The organism is Sphingobacterium chuzhouense (assembly GCF_014692525.1).
In the GTDB taxonomy this organism is placed as follows: Bacteria; Bacteroidota; Bacteroidia; order Sphingobacteriales; family Sphingobacteriaceae; genus Sphingobacterium; species Sphingobacterium chuzhouense.
Genome location: NZ_JACNYL010000002.1, coordinates 1,260,455 through 1,278,376, shown reverse-complemented (window position 1 = coordinate 1,278,376; position 17,922 = coordinate 1,260,455). Strand labels below are relative to the sequence as shown.

General features: G+C 40.1%; 18 protein-coding genes and 1 tRNA gene. 9 read left to right on the top strand and 10 right to left on the bottom strand.

Going from position 1 to position 17,922, the window contains the following annotated elements; all coding sequences use genetic code 11:
• Positions 1 to 47 precede the first annotated feature (47 nt).
• The 4 genes from H8B21_RS11870 to H8B21_RS11855 are packed head-to-tail and all read right to left on the bottom strand — an operon-like array spanning position 48 to position 3,252.
• A complete protein-coding gene (locus tag H8B21_RS11870; protein WP_223814977.1) occupies positions 48 to 995 on the bottom strand; it encodes a glycerophosphodiester phosphodiesterase family protein in 948 nt (315 codons plus the stop codon).
• A complete protein-coding gene (locus tag H8B21_RS11865; protein ID WP_165296171.1) occupies positions 979 to 1,500 on the bottom strand; it encodes a shikimate kinase in 522 nt (173 codons plus the stop codon). The genes H8B21_RS11870 and H8B21_RS11865 overlap by 17 nt, the downstream gene beginning before the upstream one ends.
• Positions 1,500 to 2,699 carry a BT_3928 family protein gene (locus tag H8B21_RS11860; RefSeq protein ID WP_190313950.1) on the bottom strand — a complete coding sequence of 400 codons (1,200 nt, stop codon included), beginning with the start codon at positions 2,697 to 2,699 and terminating at the stop codon, positions 1,500 to 1,502. The genes H8B21_RS11865 and H8B21_RS11860 overlap by 1 nt, the downstream gene beginning before the upstream one ends.
• 4 nt (positions 2,700 to 2,703) lie before the next feature.
• Positions 2,704 to 3,252: a DUF1599 domain-containing protein gene (locus tag H8B21_RS11855; protein ID WP_190313949.1), complete on the bottom strand. Its 549-nt coding sequence runs from the start codon at positions 3,250 to 3,252 to the stop codon at positions 2,704 to 2,706.
• A gap of 148 nt (positions 3,253 to 3,400) precedes the next feature.
• Between H8B21_RS11855 and H8B21_RS11850 the strand changes: the two genes are divergently transcribed.
• The 4 genes from H8B21_RS11850 to cysM all read left to right on the top strand — a co-directional run bounded on the left by H8B21_RS11850 (position 3,401) and on the right by cysM (position 6,303).
• Positions 3,401 to 4,198 carry a HipA family kinase gene (locus H8B21_RS11850; RefSeq protein ID WP_190313948.1) on the top strand — a complete coding sequence of 266 codons (798 nt, stop codon included), beginning with the start codon at positions 3,401 to 3,403 and terminating at the stop codon, positions 4,196 to 4,198.
• Positions 4,176 to 4,559 carry a DUF3037 domain-containing protein gene (locus H8B21_RS11845; RefSeq protein WP_190313947.1) on the top strand — a complete coding sequence of 128 codons (384 nt, stop codon included), beginning with the start codon at positions 4,176 to 4,178 and terminating at the stop codon, positions 4,557 to 4,559. Before H8B21_RS11850 ends, H8B21_RS11845 begins: the two co-directional genes overlap by 23 nt.
• A gap of 62 nt (positions 4,560 to 4,621) precedes the next feature.
• Entirely contained in the window at positions 4,622 to 5,431 is an 810-nt protein-coding gene (gene epsC / locus H8B21_RS11840; RefSeq protein WP_190313946.1) for a serine O-acetyltransferase EpsC, read from the top strand.
• Positions 5,431 to 6,303 (top strand): cysteine synthase CysM, encoded by an 873-nt coding sequence (gene cysM / locus H8B21_RS11835; RefSeq protein WP_190313945.1) that lies wholly within the window; start codon positions 5,431 to 5,433, stop codon positions 6,301 to 6,303. Before epsC ends, cysM begins: the two co-directional genes overlap by 1 nt.
• A gap of 40 nt (positions 6,304 to 6,343) precedes the next feature.
• On the opposite strand, the gene H8B21_RS11830 is transcribed toward cysM, so the two are convergent.
• Positions 6,344 to 7,039 (bottom strand): hypothetical protein, encoded by a 696-nt coding sequence (locus H8B21_RS11830; RefSeq protein WP_190313944.1) that lies wholly within the window; start codon positions 7,037 to 7,039, stop codon positions 6,344 to 6,346.
• A 109-nt stretch (positions 7,040 to 7,148) separates the two neighbouring features.
• On the opposite strand from H8B21_RS11830, the gene H8B21_RS11825 reads away from it, so the two are divergent.
• Complete coding sequence (locus H8B21_RS11825; RefSeq protein WP_190313943.1) at positions 7,149 to 8,633, top strand: DUF3943 domain-containing protein; 1,485 nt, start codon at positions 7,149 to 7,151, stop codon at positions 8,631 to 8,633.
• Between the two features lie 32 nt (positions 8,634 to 8,665).
• On the opposite strand, the gene H8B21_RS11820 is transcribed toward H8B21_RS11825, so the two are convergent.
• The 3 genes from H8B21_RS11820 to H8B21_RS11810 form a co-directional block, all read right to left on the bottom strand.
• The gene (locus H8B21_RS11820; protein WP_190313942.1) at positions 8,666 to 9,223 is read right to left on the bottom strand and encodes a GNAT family N-acetyltransferase; all 558 of its coding nucleotides are present in this window, start codon (positions 9,221 to 9,223) and stop codon (positions 8,666 to 8,668) included.
• Positions 9,224 to 9,292: 69 nt separating this feature from the next.
• On the bottom strand, positions 9,293 to 10,636 hold the full coding sequence (locus H8B21_RS11815) for a trigger factor (protein ID WP_190313941.1): 1,344 nt from the start codon (positions 10,634 to 10,636) through the stop codon (positions 9,293 to 9,295).
• Positions 10,637 to 10,708: 72 nt separating this feature from the next.
• A tRNA-Leu gene (locus tag H8B21_RS11810) sits at positions 10,709 to 10,790 on the bottom strand.
• Positions 10,791 to 11,013: 223 nt separating this feature from the next.
• Between H8B21_RS11810 and H8B21_RS11805 the strand changes: the two genes are divergently transcribed.
• The 4 genes from H8B21_RS11805 to H8B21_RS11790 all read left to right on the top strand — a co-directional run bounded on the left by H8B21_RS11805 (position 11,014) and on the right by H8B21_RS11790 (position 15,986).
• Complete coding sequence (locus H8B21_RS11805) at positions 11,014 to 11,631, top strand: hypothetical protein (protein WP_190313940.1); 618 nt, start codon at positions 11,014 to 11,016, stop codon at positions 11,629 to 11,631.
• Between the two features lie 2 nt (positions 11,632 to 11,633).
• Complete coding sequence (locus tag H8B21_RS11800; protein ID WP_190313939.1) at positions 11,634 to 11,936, top strand: winged helix-turn-helix domain-containing protein; 303 nt, start codon at positions 11,634 to 11,636, stop codon at positions 11,934 to 11,936.
• 50 nt (positions 11,937 to 11,986) lie between these two features.
• Positions 11,987 to 13,459 carry a cell envelope integrity protein CreD gene (gene creD, locus H8B21_RS11795; protein ID WP_190313938.1) on the top strand — a complete coding sequence of 491 codons (1,473 nt, stop codon included), beginning with the start codon at positions 11,987 to 11,989 and terminating at the stop codon, positions 13,457 to 13,459.
• 430 nt (positions 13,460 to 13,889) lie between these two features.
• A complete protein-coding gene (locus H8B21_RS11790) occupies positions 13,890 to 15,986 on the top strand; it encodes a S9 family peptidase (RefSeq protein WP_190313937.1) in 2,097 nt (698 codons plus the stop codon).
• Positions 15,987 to 16,029: 43 nt separating this feature from the next.
• On the opposite strand, the gene H8B21_RS11785 is transcribed toward H8B21_RS11790, so the two are convergent.
• Together H8B21_RS11785 and H8B21_RS11780 are read right to left on the bottom strand one after the other, a co-directional pair.
• Positions 16,030 to 16,977: an MlaD family protein gene (locus tag H8B21_RS11785; RefSeq protein WP_190313936.1), complete on the bottom strand. Its 948-nt coding sequence runs from the start codon at positions 16,975 to 16,977 to the stop codon at positions 16,030 to 16,032.
• Positions 16,978 to 17,041: 64 nt separating this feature from the next.
• The gene (locus tag H8B21_RS11780; protein ID WP_223814976.1) at positions 17,042 to 17,887 is read right to left on the bottom strand and encodes an N-acetylmuramoyl-L-alanine amidase family protein; all 846 of its coding nucleotides are present in this window, start codon (positions 17,885 to 17,887) and stop codon (positions 17,042 to 17,044) included.
• Positions 17,888 to 17,922: the final 35 nt, after the last annotated feature.

The following is a 17,922-nucleotide window of genomic DNA, read 5'->3' as shown; positions in this document are numbered from 1 at the left end:
AAATAAACGATGTGAAAATGTAGTAGAATATCTACTTCGATTCCGTGCTAATTGATAAATGGAGAGGAAAGATTACGTTGTTTACTATAATAGTCTAATGTCTTCGCTGCTTGGAATGGTCGATCGGTACTTAATATGTCGGCACCATTTTCAATATATTCTGCGTAAACCTGTTCGCCCCTTTGCTGCGCTTGGCTATCTAAGTTTCCAATAGTGCCCAAAATACATAGGATACCGTGCTGATGCAATAGATCGGTGAGATTTTTATCAGCCTGCGATGTGCCGATAAAAGCAACAAGTCTTGTATCTGGAATATCTAGGTCATTTAAGCGTATCAAGTCTTCTACATTTTTTATAGAAGCCGAAATCATTAAATCTGGTGCTAGGTTATGCACTACTGCCGCTTGATTGGCACTGTAGGTAATGATTACAGAATATGCTTCGGACTTTGTTTTCCTGATGGCATCTACCACGAGTTGGTAAGGTACGTTTCTTTTTACATCCAGTGTGAAAATAACCTGTCCTATGCCCCATCGTAATGTCTCTTCCAATGTTGGAATACGGTAGTTGGTTACCGTTCCTGCAGGATCTTTTAAGTGCAATTCTTTCAGTTCAGCTAATGTGTATCGATTTACTTTTCCCGTTCCAGTTGTAGTGCGGTCTAATGTTTCGTCATGCATTAAAACGAGAACAGAATCTTTCGTGAGTGCAATGTCACACTCGATAATGGCAGGCATTTTCGAGGCCACGCGTTGAAAAGTTTCGATGGCATTCTCGGGATAGTCTGTATCCGGTCCTCCCCGATGTGCGCTCACCAACGGAACCCTATTTTCTGAATAGGTGAGGAAACGATACAAATCCTCAATTCCTTTAAAATTAAATACTTGTCGAGAACTACCGAATCGAACAGTATCCGCTGTGGTGTTGCTTCTGAAACAGCTACAGAAAAACAACAAAAACATAAGAAGTAAATAGTGACTATTTATTTTCCGCATAGGTTTCAATGGATTGGCATATCGTATCTAAAGAGGTATTTAGTTGGTCAATATGGATATGTGCCTGTTTATAAAAAGGCGCTCTTTCATCTAGTTTTTCCTCAATAAATTGTAAAAGAGCTTCATCACGTAACCCTTGAAGAGCTGGGCGGGAAGCGATGTTTGATTGTTGCAATCTATTGTGTAGCGCTTTGGGCGTGAGATAGAGGTAAATGGATATACCATTTTCTAGAATCCATTCCATATTATCAAAAAAACAAGGACTCCCACCCCCGGTCGAGATAACAGCACGTTTTCCCCGTTGTTCTTTGAGTAGCTGACTTTCCATTTCACGAAATTTCTGTTCGCCATATTGTGTAAAGTACGCTGGTATCGACATACCGATGCGTTCTACAATCACATGGTCTAAATCAATAAACTTCAGATTGAGGTGGTTAGCTAACTTCCTACCTAACGTAGTTTTCCCGCTACCCATAAAACCAATTAAAAATATAGGCTTATCCATTATTTCGCTAAATAATCTTCTTCCAATTCTTCTTTTGACGGGAACGTGATTTTTGACCATTTTTTGATGACCGTACCATTTTGTAATAAGAGTACGCCGGGATTGGAGCGTACCATACTTTTAAGAGGAACATTATCTGCGTATAATGTTTCTAGTACGAGATCCATTTCGTCTTGAAGTCCTCTTGCTACCTCTGATGAACTGGAGGTTAACAATATGGCTCGGAGCGGATAGTCACTTGCTAAATCACGAATCGTCGTGTTAATGCGATCCAATGCAATAATGTCTGCTAAAGATAGTTTGTCGACATGGGTGCTTACCACGACGAAGTTGTAATAAGGGTTTGTGATGATTTCTTGTGTTACATCGTTTCCCTCTGCATCCGATATCAACAAATCCGGGATGGGGATTTGATACCCTTTTTTGACCAACTTCGATGTAGGCTCGCCCACAACTTCCCAATTGTCATCTTCCCAGATACCCTCCATGTATTCTTTATCGGTCACTTTTTTTACCTCGCCGGTTTGTTTATGTTTGATTTCGTAGATGGATTCATATACGTCTGCTTCTTCTCCATCTGGCATTACCATTAATTCTGGTATGTTATTTCCCTCTTTATAAGGAAGAAAATCAATAAATGGGAGAAAGTAAATGGTATAGACACCTATTCCAAAAGATAAAAGGATGACCAATGTACTGATTAGACTTCTTGTTGTTGGGTTGGAAAGAAGAGGTTTTATGCGTGCTCTGTACTTGAAGATCACGATGACGAATGCCAATAGGATAACATCTTTGATAAACGATTGCCAGGGCGTTAGTGGGATGGCATCACCAAAACATCCGCAGGAGGTCACAACCTCAAAAAAAGCAGAATAGAATGTCAGGAAGAGAAAAAATATCGTTAACAGCAATAAGCCCCAAGCTACTTTATTTTTATAGAATCCTAATAACAGGAATACCCCGAGAATGATTTCTAGGCCACAGATAAGGACAGCAAGCCAAGTACTGTAGTCGTTGAGAAAATCCATGTGGAAAACCAGGAAGTACTCTTCCAATTTATAGCCAAAACCTGTAGGATCGTTGGCTTTGATAAAGCCTGAAAAAATAAAAAGTATACCGACAAATATCCGGCTAAATCCTAATGCAATATCAATGGTGTTAGCATTCTTTTTTCGTGTAGGCGTAAAGTTCGTTTCCATGAGTCTATTTTTGTTCGGCAAGGCCTAGTTTTATAAGTGCAAAAACAGCATAGTTAAGCATGTCTTGATAATTTGCCTTCAACCCCTCCGATACAAGGGTTTGTCCGTCATTATCTTCAATTTGTTTGACACGATGAATTTTCATGAGAATAAGGTCTGTTAAAGAAGAAATACGCATTTCTCGCCATGCCTCGCCGTAGTCATGATTTTTGGCAAACATTAAGTCACGTGTTTCATCTACCTTTTCGGAATATCGTTTATCTACCATATCATAGGCTAAGTTTTCCTCCGCATCTTCGGGTAACTCTAGCTGCATCATCGCAATTACACAATAGTTTACGATTCCTATATATTCTCCTAAAATGTCTTCTCCTACTTTGGAAACTTTTTTAACTTCCAAAGTCCGTATACGTTGCGCTTTAATATAGATTTGATCCGTTATAGACGGTGGACGCATTATCCGCCAAGCAGTACCGTAATCTTTTGTTTTCTTTAAGAATAAATCCTTACAATGTTTTATAACGTTATTATACTCGGTAGTCGTGTCCGTCATCGTTGCTTATCTTTTCTTTTGATCGTTGTACAAACTACAAATATAATTAGAATATGTTTAAGGGTTAGGTCATAAAAAGGTACAATTTGCTATAAAAGAAAAAATTCCGTTCTTTGAGGTATGAAAAATTAGATATAAGGACAGGCCGATGAAAATATTTAAACCAGAGATACGTGAAGTGCGTATTATACGTTACATCCAACCTTTTCGGGAAGGAGGTTCGTTGCCTGCTTTGGTGGATGCAGACGATGGATTTAGTTACGTCATTAAGTTTCGTGGGGCAGGGCAAGGAAAGAAAGCATTGGTCGCGGAATTGATCGGAGGAGAACTATGTCGCTTTTTGGGGCTTCGTATGCCCGAATTGGTCTTCGCAGACCTCAACGAATCTTTTGCACGGATGGAGCCGGATGAAGAAATACAGGATTTGCTGCGTTTCTCGGTTGGGAAAAATCTAGGGGTGCATTTTTTGAACGGTGCTATTACGTTTGATCCGAACGTAGATGAGATAGATGCAGAAGAAGCCTCCAAGATTGTTTGGTTAGATGCACTGCTTATGAACGTGGACCGCACTGTACGGAATACCAATATGTTGATATGGCATAAAGAGCTTTGGCTGATAGACCATGGTGCATCACTTTATTTTCACCACGCATGGGATAATTGGGAAGAGCAGTTGGAAAAACCGTTTATACAAATAAAGGATCATGTACTGCTTAAGTTTGCGTCAAAGGTGGAAGAAGTAGATGTGCAGTACCGATCGCTTTTTACAAAAGAAAATTTGTGGAACATATTGCAGATTGTGCCTGATGAATGGTTGGTAGATGAGCATAGGCAATTGAGTCCAGACGATGCCCGTCGCGTGTATGTTTCTTTTTTATTAGGAAGATTGGCGCATTCCGAAAACTTTATAAAACAGATACAACATGAGCGAGAGAACACTATATGAATACGCTATCGTCCGCGTAGTCCCTCGCGTGGAACGTGATGAGTTTATAAATGTTGGTGTAGCACTCTATTGTCGGAAGCAGCGATATGCACAAGTCAAGATTTATGTAGACGAAGTTAAATGCAGAACGCTTGATCCAGATATTGATTTGGAGTTAATTGTGAAGCATCTGGATTCTTTTCAGCGTATTTGTGTTGGAGATAAAGAAGGAGGGAGATTGGCTGCGTTAGAACAAGCAGAACGCTTCCGTTGGCTGACGGCAAAACGAAGTACCATCATACAATGTTCAGCAGTGCATCCTGGTTTGTGTATTTCGGCGGAGAAGACCCATCAAGAACTATTTGAAAAATTAGTGCTTTAGAAGGCGCAATTTTTTTAAAAGGAATCTTAAATTTGGAGAAAGACTAAACCTCATATATAAAAATGGAAGAATTTTATCGACATATATATCAAAAGCAAATGGAAGTTCAAGACATGCCGAGCAACGCCCGGATAGCAGATTGGGCGATGCATGTGCTGCATTTGCTATTTCCGGAAAGACAATCATCTCATTTTCAGGGTGTAGATGATGTTCGGAAAGCTTTTGAAGAAGCCGAAGAAGAATTGTTGGAATTGTTGATGAAAACGAAAGCATGTTCACATTGTGACAATAAACTGATTGCACGCCGTTTTCTCGAAGAACTTCCGGCTATTTATGATGTAATGCTCACGGATGCGCAAGCGATTATGGATGGCGATCCTGCGGCACGCAGTTTACGGGAAGTCATACGCACATATCCCGGTTTTACGGCTATATGTGTTTACCGCCTGGCACATCAACTATGGAAATCGAATGTACCACTTATTCCTCGTATATTAACCGAACACGCACACTCCAAAACAGGAATCGACATCCATCCGGGAGCCCGAATAGGCCGATATTTATATATCGATCATGGAACTGGTCTGGTGATAGGGGAGACTTGTATCATCGGAGACCATGTCAAGCTATATCAAGGCGTAACGCTGGGTGCGCTGAGTGTAGAGAAAAATATGGTAGACACCCAACGTCATCCAATTATCGAAGACCATGTAATTATTTATGCAGGCGCTACGATCCTAGGAGGACAAACGGTAATCGGCCATCACTCCATTATTGGTGGAAATGTGTGGTTGACTTCTAGTATAGACCCCTATACTACGGTTTATCATCAACCTAATTCTAAATTTATTGACTCAAAACCTATCGCATAATGGGAAATTTGATAGATGCCATTGGCAACACCCCTCTTGTGGAAATTACGTCCTTCCACGATAATTCCAATGTGAAGATTTTTGCTAAAATGGAAGGAAATAATCCAGCTGGCTCCGTGAAGGATAGAGCGGCGTTGAATATGATCCGCTCGGCACTGGAAAGAGGAGAGATTACAAAAGAATCGAGATTGATTGAGGCTACCTCGGGTAATACCGGTATTGCCTTGGCAATGATTGCAGGCCTATATGGCTTGGAACTGGAATTGGTTATGCCCGCTACTTCTACGCGTGAACGAACACTAACGATGGAAGCGTATGGTGCAAAGGTAACGCTATTGGATAATATGGAGACCTGTCGTGATTATGCAGAAGAAAAGGCGGCCTCAGGAGATTACTTTATTTTAAATCAGTTTGCCAACCCAGATAACTATAAAGCCCATATCAAGACCACAGGGCCAGAAATTTGGCGCGATACCGAAGGAAAGATTACACACTTTGTCAGTGCTATGGGAACGACGGGTACAATTATGGGGTGCTCGATGTTTTTAAAAGATAAAAATTCAGCCATTCAGATTGTGGGCTGTCAGCCAACGGAGGAATCTTCCATACCGGGGATTCGTCGATGGCCAGCGGCTTATTTGCCTAAAATATTCGATGCTTCGCGTGTAGATCGGGTGATTGATATCGCTCAACAAGATGCTGTTAGAAGAACGCGGGAGTTAGTCAGACAAGAGGGGATTTTCGCAGGTATGAGTACTGGTGGTGCGTTTCATGCAGCGTTACAGGTTGCCAACGAAATCGATGAAGGTATTGTTGTTTTTATAGCCTGTGATCGTGGAGATCGTTATTTAAGCTCTGATTTGTTTGGATAACTTTTCAGCCCGCAGTTTAATAGGCGGGCTGAAAAGCTTTTTATTTGTTATCTCTACTCCAAATTTCATAGATAGGGTCACCTTTTGAACTCAAGCCGCTGTGATGCCAAGCTCCGTCTTTTAATTCGCCGTCAAAACTCAGACTAGCGCCAACACGAGAATTATCTCGTGAGAAAAATAGGATGTGTTCGCTGTATTTACCGTCAGTAAATGTATAATGTCCTCCTCCTGTACCGGAAAAAGTCTTTGCTCCTGGATCTATAGCCATCCATTGGAAATAGCCATCCACTAAGAGCTTAATGGTTTTGCGGGTACCACTTTGGTGTATTTGGACGAGGTCGTTGCCTTGTTTTCGTCCGGTTATCCGCCACAACCCATCCAAATCCTGAGCTTTAGCTGTTTCCTTCTTCCATGTTTGTCCAGATTGTTCTTGTAAACCGTCCGCTTTTGCTGTCAAAGCAAAGCTTTTTGTTTGACCAATGGTACTGGCATCGACATCGTTGTACTCAACTTGAATGTTTAACGATCCATCTCGATAAGTATAAGGACCGCCAAAAGTCGATACATAAGTATCGTCTTTATAGGTAGTTTGAGAAGAATATCCGTCAATAAACATCCAAACAATATTTGTGTCGCCTTTTTTCGTTGTATATACACCTTTAAGATTTGACGCAGTCTGGGCCATAATCCATGTGGCAATAAACATTAAAACGGTCGTTAAGATTAATTTCCTCATGATATGTCTATGTTGGTTCAACATAAAAATAACAAATTAACGCAAAACATGTTTTTTTTCTTTCGATTTTCGGTTTCCATCACACAAATTATACCTTTGTGGGTTTAAGATGATAATGAGATTATTACGCTATTGTTTTTTGTTGACGATTTTATCATTATGTAGCATCAATGTTGATGCCCAACACTTTGGTATCCTACACGGCATAGATACTACAGTACAGCTGCTGGATACCAGTCGCCAGTCGCGTTGGGGGCAACATTTACAAGCGGATTCACTACCTCGCTTTGCTCGTACAACAGAAGAACCTAAAAGAGAAAAGAAATTTTGGAGAGCAGGCACGGAATGGTTTTTAACGCAGGCTTTTCCGGCAACATTCAACCGGTTTATTACGAAAGATCCTTATTCGTATATCAGTTTTAAAAATTTTATTGACCATCAACGATTCTCTGCATGGGATTGGGATGACAACCAGTTTACAACCAATCATTTAGATCATCCTTACCATGGGCAACTTTATTTTAATGCATTTAGAAGTAATGGTTACAACTTTTATCAGTCCAGTATCGCTACATTGGCGGGAAGCTATATTTGGGAGACAGGTGGCGAAACGCAAGCACCCTCAATTAACGATTTAGTAAATACTACCTATGGTGGAATCATTCTTGGAGAAATGACGCACCGTATTGCCCGTAATATTTTGGGGAGAGGGGGGAGACATCGACATTTAAGAACTTCGAATGAAATAGGTGCGTTTTTCGTTAATCCAGTGAATGGTTTAAATCGTTTGCTAGACGGTAAATGGGGGAAGGTTGATGAATACAATGCCGTCGACTCTTCTACAATATGGGCGGAAGTCAATATAGGTGTCCGTCGATTCGATGCGCAAGAAGGGGATATTTTAGAAAAAGGCAAAAATGGTTCGTACGGTCGACTCAGGCTATGGTATAGCAATGGCCCCGAAAACATAAAGCGCCCGTTTGATCAATTCTATGTGAACCTGGAGTTTGGAAGGGGAGATAGTACGTTTATCAACGCAGTTAATGTACATGCACTACTGTATGGTAACAAGTTCTTCAAAACCAAGCGTGGTGAACATTATGGGATATTGAGTGCCAACTACGACTTTTATAATAATGATGCTTTTTTTTATGGGGCACAGAATTTAATGTATAATTGGAACTCAGAGTTCCGATATAAAAAGCAGAATCGGCTCAATATGAGTGTAGGTGTGGGAGCAATTTTATTGGCAGGTGTACCAGATCCCTATTTGCTATATGGTGCGAGCCGGAATTATAATTACGGTTCTGGAGCGGGATATCGTTACCATGCTGAATTAAGCGTACTGAACCGCTTACTTATTACGGGAGACTACAATGGTGGTGTTTTTTTCACCATTAGCGGAAATGAATCGTATTACATTCTGCACGCAGGGACATTGGAGGCTAATTTACGCATCATCAAAAACTTCTCATTAAATGTTAGCTCTGGCTATTTTGCATTGGAAGGACATTTTGAGGACGAACAGTACACCGATTTTAACCGAAAATTCCCGTTTGGCCGAATCTCTATAGGATATAACGTTAGATTTTAATCTCAAAAGCGGCGAAAAGAAGAGCTAATGAGTCACGAATACTGTAAATGTACGAGTTCTTTTTCAAAGAGAAAGACGTCCCTTACTGGTTTGAAGCCCATGTTTAAATAAAGTTTTTTTGCTTTTGGATTTTCTTTGTCCACTAATAACCCTAACACTTCTTTTTTTCGATGTACGAAAAGATCAATGGCATAAAGTAACAAGATTTTTCCAATGCCTTTACCTTGTGCAGCAGCAGATACTGCTAGGGTGTCGATATACACTTCACCAGCCTGTGTTTCATTGCCCAAGTTCGGTTCACTCTTAAAATGTGTATGTAAATAGGAGATGATAGGTGCTCGCAATTGTTCCAGCTCATCTCCCGGATAAAGACAGATTTGTCCAATAATATTCCCATCTTCTTCCGCAACGATGATATGTTCATAGCTATATTGATTTCGTGGTTGCGCAATGTGATATGCCAGAAAAGTGATTGCTTTTTGCTGATCTTGTTCACCAATAAAATAATAGATAATATCTTCCATAGCTGTCAACATGATGGGCGCTATTGCATTCGCATCAGTAGGCAGGGCTTTTCTAATCTGTAACATCTTTCAAAAAATAGTAAAGGCTACCCCAAAAAGGTAGCCTTAGTTTGTGGTTGTTATTTTTTTAGACGCTTATTTGCTGTCTTTATCTAACTTTTCGAAATCTACATAAGAGATTTCCTGTGGTTTTAACGTTACGTTTTCTTTTAGATAATCAAAAACTTTAAGGGCTTTTGCTTCTTCGAAAAGGCGGTTTGCTTGTTCCCTGTCTTGTAATAACTGAAGAGCATATTGACCTAATTGTTCATCTGTAGGCTCATCGTTGATGTTATACATCTTGATTTGAGAATAGATACGTTCTTTTGCCAAGTTAATCACTTCGTCATACTTAACTTCCAGGCTATTTGCCGTAACGATGCGGTTTTCAATGATTGTCCATTTCAAGTTGCTCAAGAAATCAGCAAAACCTTCATCCAGCTCCTCATCGGAAATATTAGGATTCGTCGCTTTCAACCATTTTTTTAAGAACGCCTCTGGGAATTTGACATCTACTTTCTCCATCCCATAAGTGTATATGTCGTTACGCAGCTTCTGATCGGAATTTTGTTTGAAAAGACCTTCAACTTCCTCCTTTACTTTAGATTCGAACTCTTCTTCCTTTGTTACATCACCCGCAGGGAATAACTTGTCGAAGAATTCTTGGTTTAAGTCGGCTTCTTCCAAACGGTTGATGTTTTTAACAGTCAACTCGAATTTCGTTACGTCTAGATTTTCCGCTTCATCTTCGGTAATACCTAAGATGCGTGCAATATCAGCTACTTTAAAGGCCTTTTTGATGTCTATTTTAACCGTGTCATCTTGTTTTAACCCTGTCAAAGCCTTTTTGGTTTTCGCATCTTCAATAATGTCGGTGCGTACAGAAGTCGTTTTTTCAATACCTTCTTCCTTGGTTTGTTTCAACGTCGCGTATAACACATCTCCTTCTTCAGAAACTTCCGGATTAGTCATTTTGCCGTAACTACGACGAAGATTCTTAATACGCTCTGCTAAGGTAGCATCGTCTGCCTTGATGTCATACGTTGTAAACGCTGTATCTTTAGAGAACGGTGTTTCGAATTCAGGCGCGATACCGATTTCGTATGTGAAAGTGAATGTATCGTTAAAATCCCAGTTATACTGTGCGTCTGCATCGCTCTCAACAGGAAGAGGCTGTCCTAAAACTTCCAGTTTGTTTTCGCTGATGTATTCTGAAATCTTATCATTTATCAACTTATTGATCTCATCAAATAGGATTGATTTCCCGTATGTACGTCTGATATGACCTGGAGGAACCATACCCGGACGGAAACCTGGTAACTTAGCCTTTTTTGCTTGTTCTTTAATAGCTTTATCTACCGAAGGATTATAATCTTCGGGCGCTAATTCAACCTTAATGTTCGCGTTGACATCGTCAACTGTTTGGTGTGAAATATTCATACTCTCGTTTCGCTTTTACGCATTTTACAAAAAAAATCCTCCCGAGTTTATTAAGTTCGGGAGGACATCAAGTGCGGAAGAAGGGACTCGAACCCCCACGCCTCTCGGCGCCAGATCCTAAGTCTGGTGCGGCTACCAATTACGCCACTTCCGCAGTTATTAGGACTTTTATTGTGGCACAAAGATAGTAAGCCTCCTGTTATCTTGCAAGATTTTTTTTGATTATTTTATAAAAAGTAAAAAAACATATTTTTACACTTGCATAAATGCTTTGTATTCATTTACTTTGTTTTTCAAAGTACTTTATACTGATTGCATAAATGGAAAAACGACATCACAATAGAAAGGCGGTAGATTAAAAAAACGACTGAATTGATATGAATCAACAAGATTTAATAAAAGAAATAGGGCAAATCCGCTCCATGATGGAAAAATCGTCCAAAGTGTTGTCTATTTCGGGGCTTTCTGGAGTGCTGATCGGTATTTACGCATTGCTCGGAGCTGCTGCTGGGTACGTCGTGGTATATGGTTTTGACAGTCGTTTTGATTATCGGGATCATTATGTTACCGAACCATCTGTTATCAACAGCTTAATCGGTATCGCATTAGTTGTGTTGATCGCTTCGCTAGCAACAGGCCTATGGATGGCTCGAAGGAAGGCGAAGAAGGCTCGCCAGCACATTTGGAATCCATCTAGTAAAGCGATGTTGTTGGCTATGGCTATTCCATTGATGACAGGAGGGTTGTTCTCCTTAGTACTGCTGTCGAAAGGTTATTTCAGTTTAATAGGTGCAACACTCCTTATTTTTTATGGTCTGTCTTTAACATCTGGAGGTATTTACACGTTTAAAGAGGTACGTTGGCTAGGTGTATTGGAGATTTTGTTAGGGTTATTGGCATTACTGTTTCCAGGATATGGATTATGGTTTTGGGCATTTGGATTTGGTGTATTGCACATCATTTATGGTTTTATTGTACATAAAAGATACGAATAATAGTGGGGTTGGATTTTTCTCTATATGATAAGGTATTCGAGAATCGTATACGCCTGCAAATCATGAGCGTGCTGATGGCAAACGATTCGTATGATTTCACCTCGCTCAAGGAAATGCTGGATGTGACCGATGGTAACCTGGCGTCCAATTTAAAAACGCTAGAGAAAGAGGGATACATAAGTGTGGAGAAAAGTTTTGTTGATAGAAAACCCAACACCCAATATAAGCGAACTGAAAAGGGAGCAAAAGCTTTTGAGAATCATTTAACAGCGTTAGAAAATTTAATAAAACAGCAATATAAATAATTTTTTTATTCATTCACTTTGAAAAACAAAGTACTTTTGACTTTAACAACATGGAAAATCAAAACACTCCTCCGGTACTACCACCGTCTCAACCTACTTTTTTTGAACGGTTGGCTAATTCTGTCATCTTGAAATTAGGAATTATTCTCTTTTTAGTCCTCCTATTGCTTATTCCTATGGAGAGCGTGAAGGATTTAATACGGGAACGTAAAAATAGGGATCAAGCTGTCAGCAATGAAATAGCGAGCAAATGGGGTAATAAACAAGTTGTTTCCGGACCTATTATCGGAATACCCTATACCTATTCGTATAACGTGAATACAACCGATGAAAAAGGTGAGATTAAGGTAGAAAAACATGTCGAAAAAGATTATGTCTTTCTCGTTTCCAAAAAGCTCGATGTGAAATCTACAGTGGAACCTACCTATTTGAAACGCGGAATCTATCAAACGGTAGTTTATAATGCAACGGTTGCGCTACGTGGTGAATTCGATGAAATAGACTTGGCAAAATTGGATTTAAATCCCGAAGATCTAGCTTGGGAAAAAGCAAAGGTATTTATTGGACTAAGTGATCTGAAAGGAGTAAAAGCCGTCCCAAAATTAAACATGGGACAGGGTGAGGTGGAATTTGAAGTCGGCAACACCGATGTTTCGCTCTTTGAACAGACCATGGTTGCCAACGTAGATTTATCGGATAGATCAACCAAAAGCCAATTTGAGATAAATTTAGATATCCGGGGTTCGCGCAGTCTGACTGTTTTTCCCACAAGCAACGAGACGAGTATAATCGTCTCCGGCACCTGGGACAACCCCAGCTTTAACGGAGGATTTTTGCCGGAAGATAGAACAATTTCACAACAGGATTTTATCGCCAAATGGCGTATCCCAAGTTTCAGCCGAAAATTTCCACAGCAGTGGAAAGGGGCGCGAGGTAGTATGTACCAAGTAACAAACTATGAAGTTGCAGATGTAGATTATCCTGTGGCTGTTATACCGGAACCTAGAGTTTCTTCTACAGGAGCAAATGTACAGATGTCTACAGAGCAGGATATGGTACAAGTCAATTTTCTGGAATCTGTAAATAATTATCAGAAGACAACGCGTGTTGCCAAATATGGTATTTTGGTGGTACTCTTGACGTTTACTTCATTGTTCTTTACTGAAGTCATTAAAAAGCAACGGGTTCATATTGTTCAATATGTATTGATTGGTTGTGCTATGGTGTTGTTTTATTCACTGCTGTTGGCATTAAGTGAGCACATTGGGTTTAATTGGGGGTATTTAATTGCTGCGATAGCGACGATTATACTCATTTCCTCATTTATCTTTGGTATCACGAAAGACAAAAAGATTGCACTTGTTTTCAGCGGTATTCTTTCCGCTTTCTACATCTTTATTTTCTCTCTGATGCAGTTGCAGGATTATTCTTTGATTGTAGGTACAATAGGTGTGTTTGTCATTTTGGCTCTACTGATGAGACTGTCCATTCGGGTGAATTGGTATCAGTTTGAAAAGAAATAACTTTCTTCTCTTCTTTTTCCCCGTGAAAAAGAAGCAAAAACCTTCCCACTTTAAAATTTGATGCGTCCCAAAGCCCCGCAGATCATCCGCATCGAGAATAGTTTTGAATGGAGAGATAGTGCATCAATAATATTTCTACAAATTCAAAATTTTATATGTGGGATTAATAGGTTAATGATGGGACAATACAATTGCATGAACCCCTCCTTAACTTTATTTGTCGCATCCAGATATTTGAGGTATGTAGAAATTCATCCATAGTACTAACAACTATCTCAAATATCTGAAGCGACGATTTTTTTGTTTACTTTTTTGAGGGAAAAAAGTAAAAGCCGGTCGCGGCTTGAGCGACACGAAAAAAGTAAAAAAACCTTCGATTTTTAAATCGAAGTTACATTTCCTATCTTGCGATGAAAAAAGAGCAGACCTTATGGATAAAATTTCAATTTTAGCCTGTGCTATGGTGGCGAGTACCTTGTCTTTTGCACAAGAGAATCCGAATATGAGAGTAAAGAGGCCGGTAACAACAAACAAAGTATATCAATTGAAGAAAGAAGTGTTGACCCCAGAAAAACTGTGGGAACTGGGACGTGTATCAGCAGAAGGACTATCGGCAGATGGCAAATGGTTGGTGTACGGCGTATCCAAATATACGTTCGGCGAGAATAAATCAGAAAAAAATCTCTATGTCATTCCAGTGAAGGGCGGAGAACCAGTTCAATTTACACAGGAAGAAGGTGGTGAATCTGTCGTCCAGATAAATAAAGATGGCGAAATCATTTATCTGTTCAAAGGGCAGCTATGGTCAAAACCGTTGGGCGGAGGTGAAGCGAAACAGCTAACAGATATAGAAGGAGGTTTGGCAAATGTGAAGCTATCCCCAGATGGGAAACAGATCCTCTTTAGCCGAGCGGTGCTTATCCATCCTTACCACAGTAAAGATAAATACAGTGATTTGACTAAATCAGATGTCTATATTTATGATGATTTAGATTATAGACATTGGGATACTTTTAATGATGGTCGTTTTAATCATCCGTTTATAGCCACTTATGATAACGGTAAGGTAGGAGAGCCGCTGGATATTTTGGAAGGCGAACCGTTTTATAGCCCACAGGCACCTTTTGGTGGAGCAGAGGATTTTACCTGGACACCAGATGGCAAAGCCGTGCTCTATGTATGCAAGAAGAGATTTGGGAAAAAATATGCCTCCAGCACGAATACGGATATATACCGATACGATCTGGCGAGCAAAGTAACTACCAATATTACGGAGGGGATGAACGGTTATGATACACATCCTGTATATAGTCCAAATGGACAGCAGTTGGCTTGGTTGAGTATGAAAACTGATGGTTACGAAGCGGATAAAAATGATATTATCATTTTTGATAAGGCAACAACACAACGCAAAAATTTGACAGCACATTGGGACGGAACGGTTAATTCCTATATATGGAGCAAAGATGGCAGGAAGATATATTTTACGGCTCCGGTTCGCGGAGCGGTACAGCTGTTTGAAGTAGAATTACCGAAAAATTCTGCTCGAAATACATTGTCCAAAATAACGCAGATCAGCGAGGGTGAATTTGATATCGCAGGTATTGTCGGAGAAGTTGATGGCGGTCTGATTGTAACTTCAACGACGATGACACGTGCGGCAGAGGTCTATAGGTATGACTTCAAAAAGAAAACACTGGTCGCTATTACCAAGGTGAATGATGATATCTTTAATCATCTGGCTGAAACGAAAGTGGAAGGACGTTTTACGAAAGCCTCCGATGGTGAAGAACTGTTCTCTTGGGTCATTTATCCACCTGATTTCGATCCTTCGAAGAAATATCCGACATTGCTCTATTGTCAAGGAGGGCCACAATCGGCTTTAACACAAACCTATTCCTATCGTTGGAATTTCCAACTGATGGCTTCGCAAGGTTATATTGTTATCATGCCTAATAGGAGAGGAATGCCGGGGTGGGGCGTAAAATGGAATGAAGATATATCGAAAGATTGGGGCGGTCAGCCGATACGCGATTATCTTTCGGCAATTGATGACTTAGCGAAAGAACCTTACGTAGATAACGAACGTATAGGTGTTGTGGGGGCGAGTTATGGTGGATATTCTGTTTTTATGTTGGCAGGCGTCCATGAAGGGCGATTTAAGTCTTTTATTTCACATTGCGGTTTGTTTGACATGACTTCTTGGTATGGCACAACAGAAGAGTTGTTTTTTGCTAACCACGATTTAGGTGGCCCATATTGGGATAAGAACAATACGAAGACATATACTGACTTTAATCCCATAACCTATATCGATAAATGGAACACGCCTATCTTAATTTTTCAGGGAGGGAGAGATTACCGCGTTCCGATAGGACAAGGCTTAGCGGCCTTCCAAGCCGCCCAACTGAAAAACATCAAAAGCCGTTTGGTTTACCTCCCGGAAGAAAACCATTGGGTGTTATCCGGACATAATGCGCTGGTATGGCAGCGGGAATTCTTCGGTTGGTTACAGGAGACATTATAACAGAAACGGTCCGAGTGTTAAACTCGGACCGTTTTCGTTATAATTATTTCGTATCTCTTTTTCCGAAAATACTTAGGCGGATATATTTACCTGGTCTTTCCTCTACATCTTTAATTAGATTGTCAAGGCTTTCGGAAGCACTGTTAAGATTGTTGTAAAGGTTATCATCGTTCAGTAATAAGCCGATAGAACCTTCACCATTGTTGATTTTAGTAGTAATAACTTCAACATTTTTCATCACTTGGGTAGCATTGTCAATAGTTGCTTTAATTTCCGTTTTGGAAAGGTCATTAGACAAGCTATCCAAATTTGTAAGGATATTGTTGATTTTTGCGTTGTTCCTTTGAAAGTTATTGGTGATAGACTCGAGGTTTTGCATAATTTTGGCAAATCGAACCTTTTCTGATCCCATTAGCCCTTCTACATCACTGGTGATAGTCTCCATATTTCGTAAAGAAACGGAAATACTATGCAAGCTACCTTTAAAATCACGTTGAAACTCCTCGTCTAATGCCGTATTGACAGCAGAAAGTACAGAGTCTAATTTGACGACAAGATTCTCTACTTTTAGCTGCAGGGGTTCCACTTTCTCCAATAAATTCGCCTGTACGTCTGATAGGAGTGGATCACCACTTTTGGCCATGGTTTTACTGTTTCCCAATTCAAAAACGATAGCCTTACTACCTAATAGATCGGCACTGACGATACGAGCAACGGTATTTGAAGGGATATCATATTCATTTTTTATTTTGAAATGCGTACGTATCTTGCCATTTTTTAAAAGAGTCATTTCCGATACGCGCCCAATTTGGTAGCCGCTGACTACAACGGGCTTTGATACGGTTAAGCCATCCACATTATCATAATCCGTGTAAAACTCATTTTCTCTAGAGAAAACATCATTTCCCTTTAAGAAGTTATAACCTATGAACAATAGGGCAAGTGCAATCACGGTAATGATACCGACTTTTGTTTCGTTTGATATCTTCAAAATATGTTTAGCTTGGGTAAATTAAATCCATTATATGTTAACAACAAACTAATGTAACAAATGTTTATCGTTCTACAGACGTTTTGTACGTTTTTATTGCGTCAAATAAATTCTGAACCATCTCTTTTTGACCTGCAGTTGACAACATATAGTCTTCTTCAATGGAACTACTCATAAAACCGAGTTCGGTTAATACGGCTGGCATACCTGCTGTAGCAAGTACCGCTAAGGATTGTTCTTTTACTCCTCGGTCGGGTCTGCCGGATGTTGTAAATTTATCCTGCATAAGCGAAGCTAACTTAATACTCTCTCTACGATGTTGGTTTTTCATCAACTGAAAGACAATCATACTGGAGGGGTCTTTAGGATCAAAACCACCGTAGTTTTCCTCATAATTGTCTTCTAATAAGATAGATGCGTTCTCTCGGATAGCCGCATCTTGCTGGCCGAGCCTATTATATCCACAAACCAATGTTTCCGTTCCACGTGCCGGCGATCGGCGAGTTGCAGCAGCGTTGCAATGTATGGATATAAAAAGGTCAGCGTTATGTTTGTTCGCTAGTGCAGGTCGTTCATACAGCGGTATAAAGACATCTGTCTTTCGCGTGTATATTACTTTTACGCCTGGCATTTCGTCTTCAATTTTTTTACCTAGTTTTAGCGCAACCGCCAGTGCGATATCCTTTTCATTAGCTTTTCTCCCCACAGCACCCGCGTCTCTTCCGCCGTGACCGGGGTCAAGTACAACGAGTTTGAATGGCTGGCGTGGGGGAGCACTACGGTCGTCTTGTGGCAGGATAAAAGAACTAAATAGGCAAAGACCGACCAATACAAGAAAGGTAGGGAGTAGTTTAATGCTTTGTAACACAGGATGGCTTCTCAAAATATTCAAATTATAAGATCTTTTCAACTATAATAATTTTACATAGATATATGCTGCACTCC

What these genes read in the sequence shown, in the direction of transcription:
- H8B21_RS11870 (WP_223814977.1), bottom strand. Translation starts at nt 995, where the DNA reads ATGCGGAAAATAAATAGTCACTATTTACTTCTTATGTTTTTGTTGTTT.
- H8B21_RS11865 (WP_165296171.1), bottom strand. Translation starts at nt 1,500, where the DNA reads ATGGATAAGCCTATATTTTTAATTGGTTTTATGGGTAGCGGGAAAACT.
- H8B21_RS11860 (WP_190313950.1), bottom strand. Translation starts at nt 2,699, where the DNA reads ATGGAAACGAACTTTACGCCTACACGAAAAAAGAATGCTAACACCATT.
- H8B21_RS11855 (WP_190313949.1), bottom strand. Translation starts at nt 3,252, where the DNA reads ATGACGGACACGACTACCGAGTATAATAACGTTATAAAACATTGTAAG.
- H8B21_RS11850 (WP_190313948.1), top strand. Translation starts at nt 3,401, where the DNA reads ATGAAAATATTTAAACCAGAGATACGTGAAGTGCGTATTATACGTTAC.
- H8B21_RS11845 (WP_190313947.1), top strand. Translation starts at nt 4,176, where the DNA reads ATGAGCGAGAGAACACTATATGAATACGCTATCGTCCGCGTAGTCCCT.
- epsC (WP_190313946.1), top strand. Translation starts at nt 4,622, where the DNA reads ATGGAAGAATTTTATCGACATATATATCAAAAGCAAATGGAAGTTCAA.
- cysM (WP_190313945.1), top strand. Translation starts at nt 5,431, where the DNA reads ATGGGAAATTTGATAGATGCCATTGGCAACACCCCTCTTGTGGAAATT.
- H8B21_RS11830 (WP_190313944.1), bottom strand. Translation starts at nt 7,039, where the DNA reads ATGAGGAAATTAATCTTAACGACCGTTTTAATGTTTATTGCCACATGG.
- H8B21_RS11825 (WP_190313943.1), top strand. Translation starts at nt 7,149, where the DNA reads ATGATAATGAGATTATTACGCTATTGTTTTTTGTTGACGATTTTATCA.
- H8B21_RS11820 (WP_190313942.1), bottom strand. Translation starts at nt 9,223, where the DNA reads ATGTTACAGATTAGAAAAGCCCTGCCTACTGATGCGAATGCAATAGCG.
- H8B21_RS11815 (WP_190313941.1), bottom strand. Translation starts at nt 10,636, where the DNA reads ATGAATATTTCACACCAAACAGTTGACGATGTCAACGCGAACATTAAG.
- H8B21_RS11805 (WP_190313940.1), top strand. Translation starts at nt 11,014, where the DNA reads ATGAATCAACAAGATTTAATAAAAGAAATAGGGCAAATCCGCTCCATG.
- creD (WP_190313938.1), top strand. Translation starts at nt 11,987, where the DNA reads ATGGAAAATCAAAACACTCCTCCGGTACTACCACCGTCTCAACCTACT.
- H8B21_RS11790 (WP_190313937.1), top strand. Translation starts at nt 13,890, where the DNA reads ATGGATAAAATTTCAATTTTAGCCTGTGCTATGGTGGCGAGTACCTTG.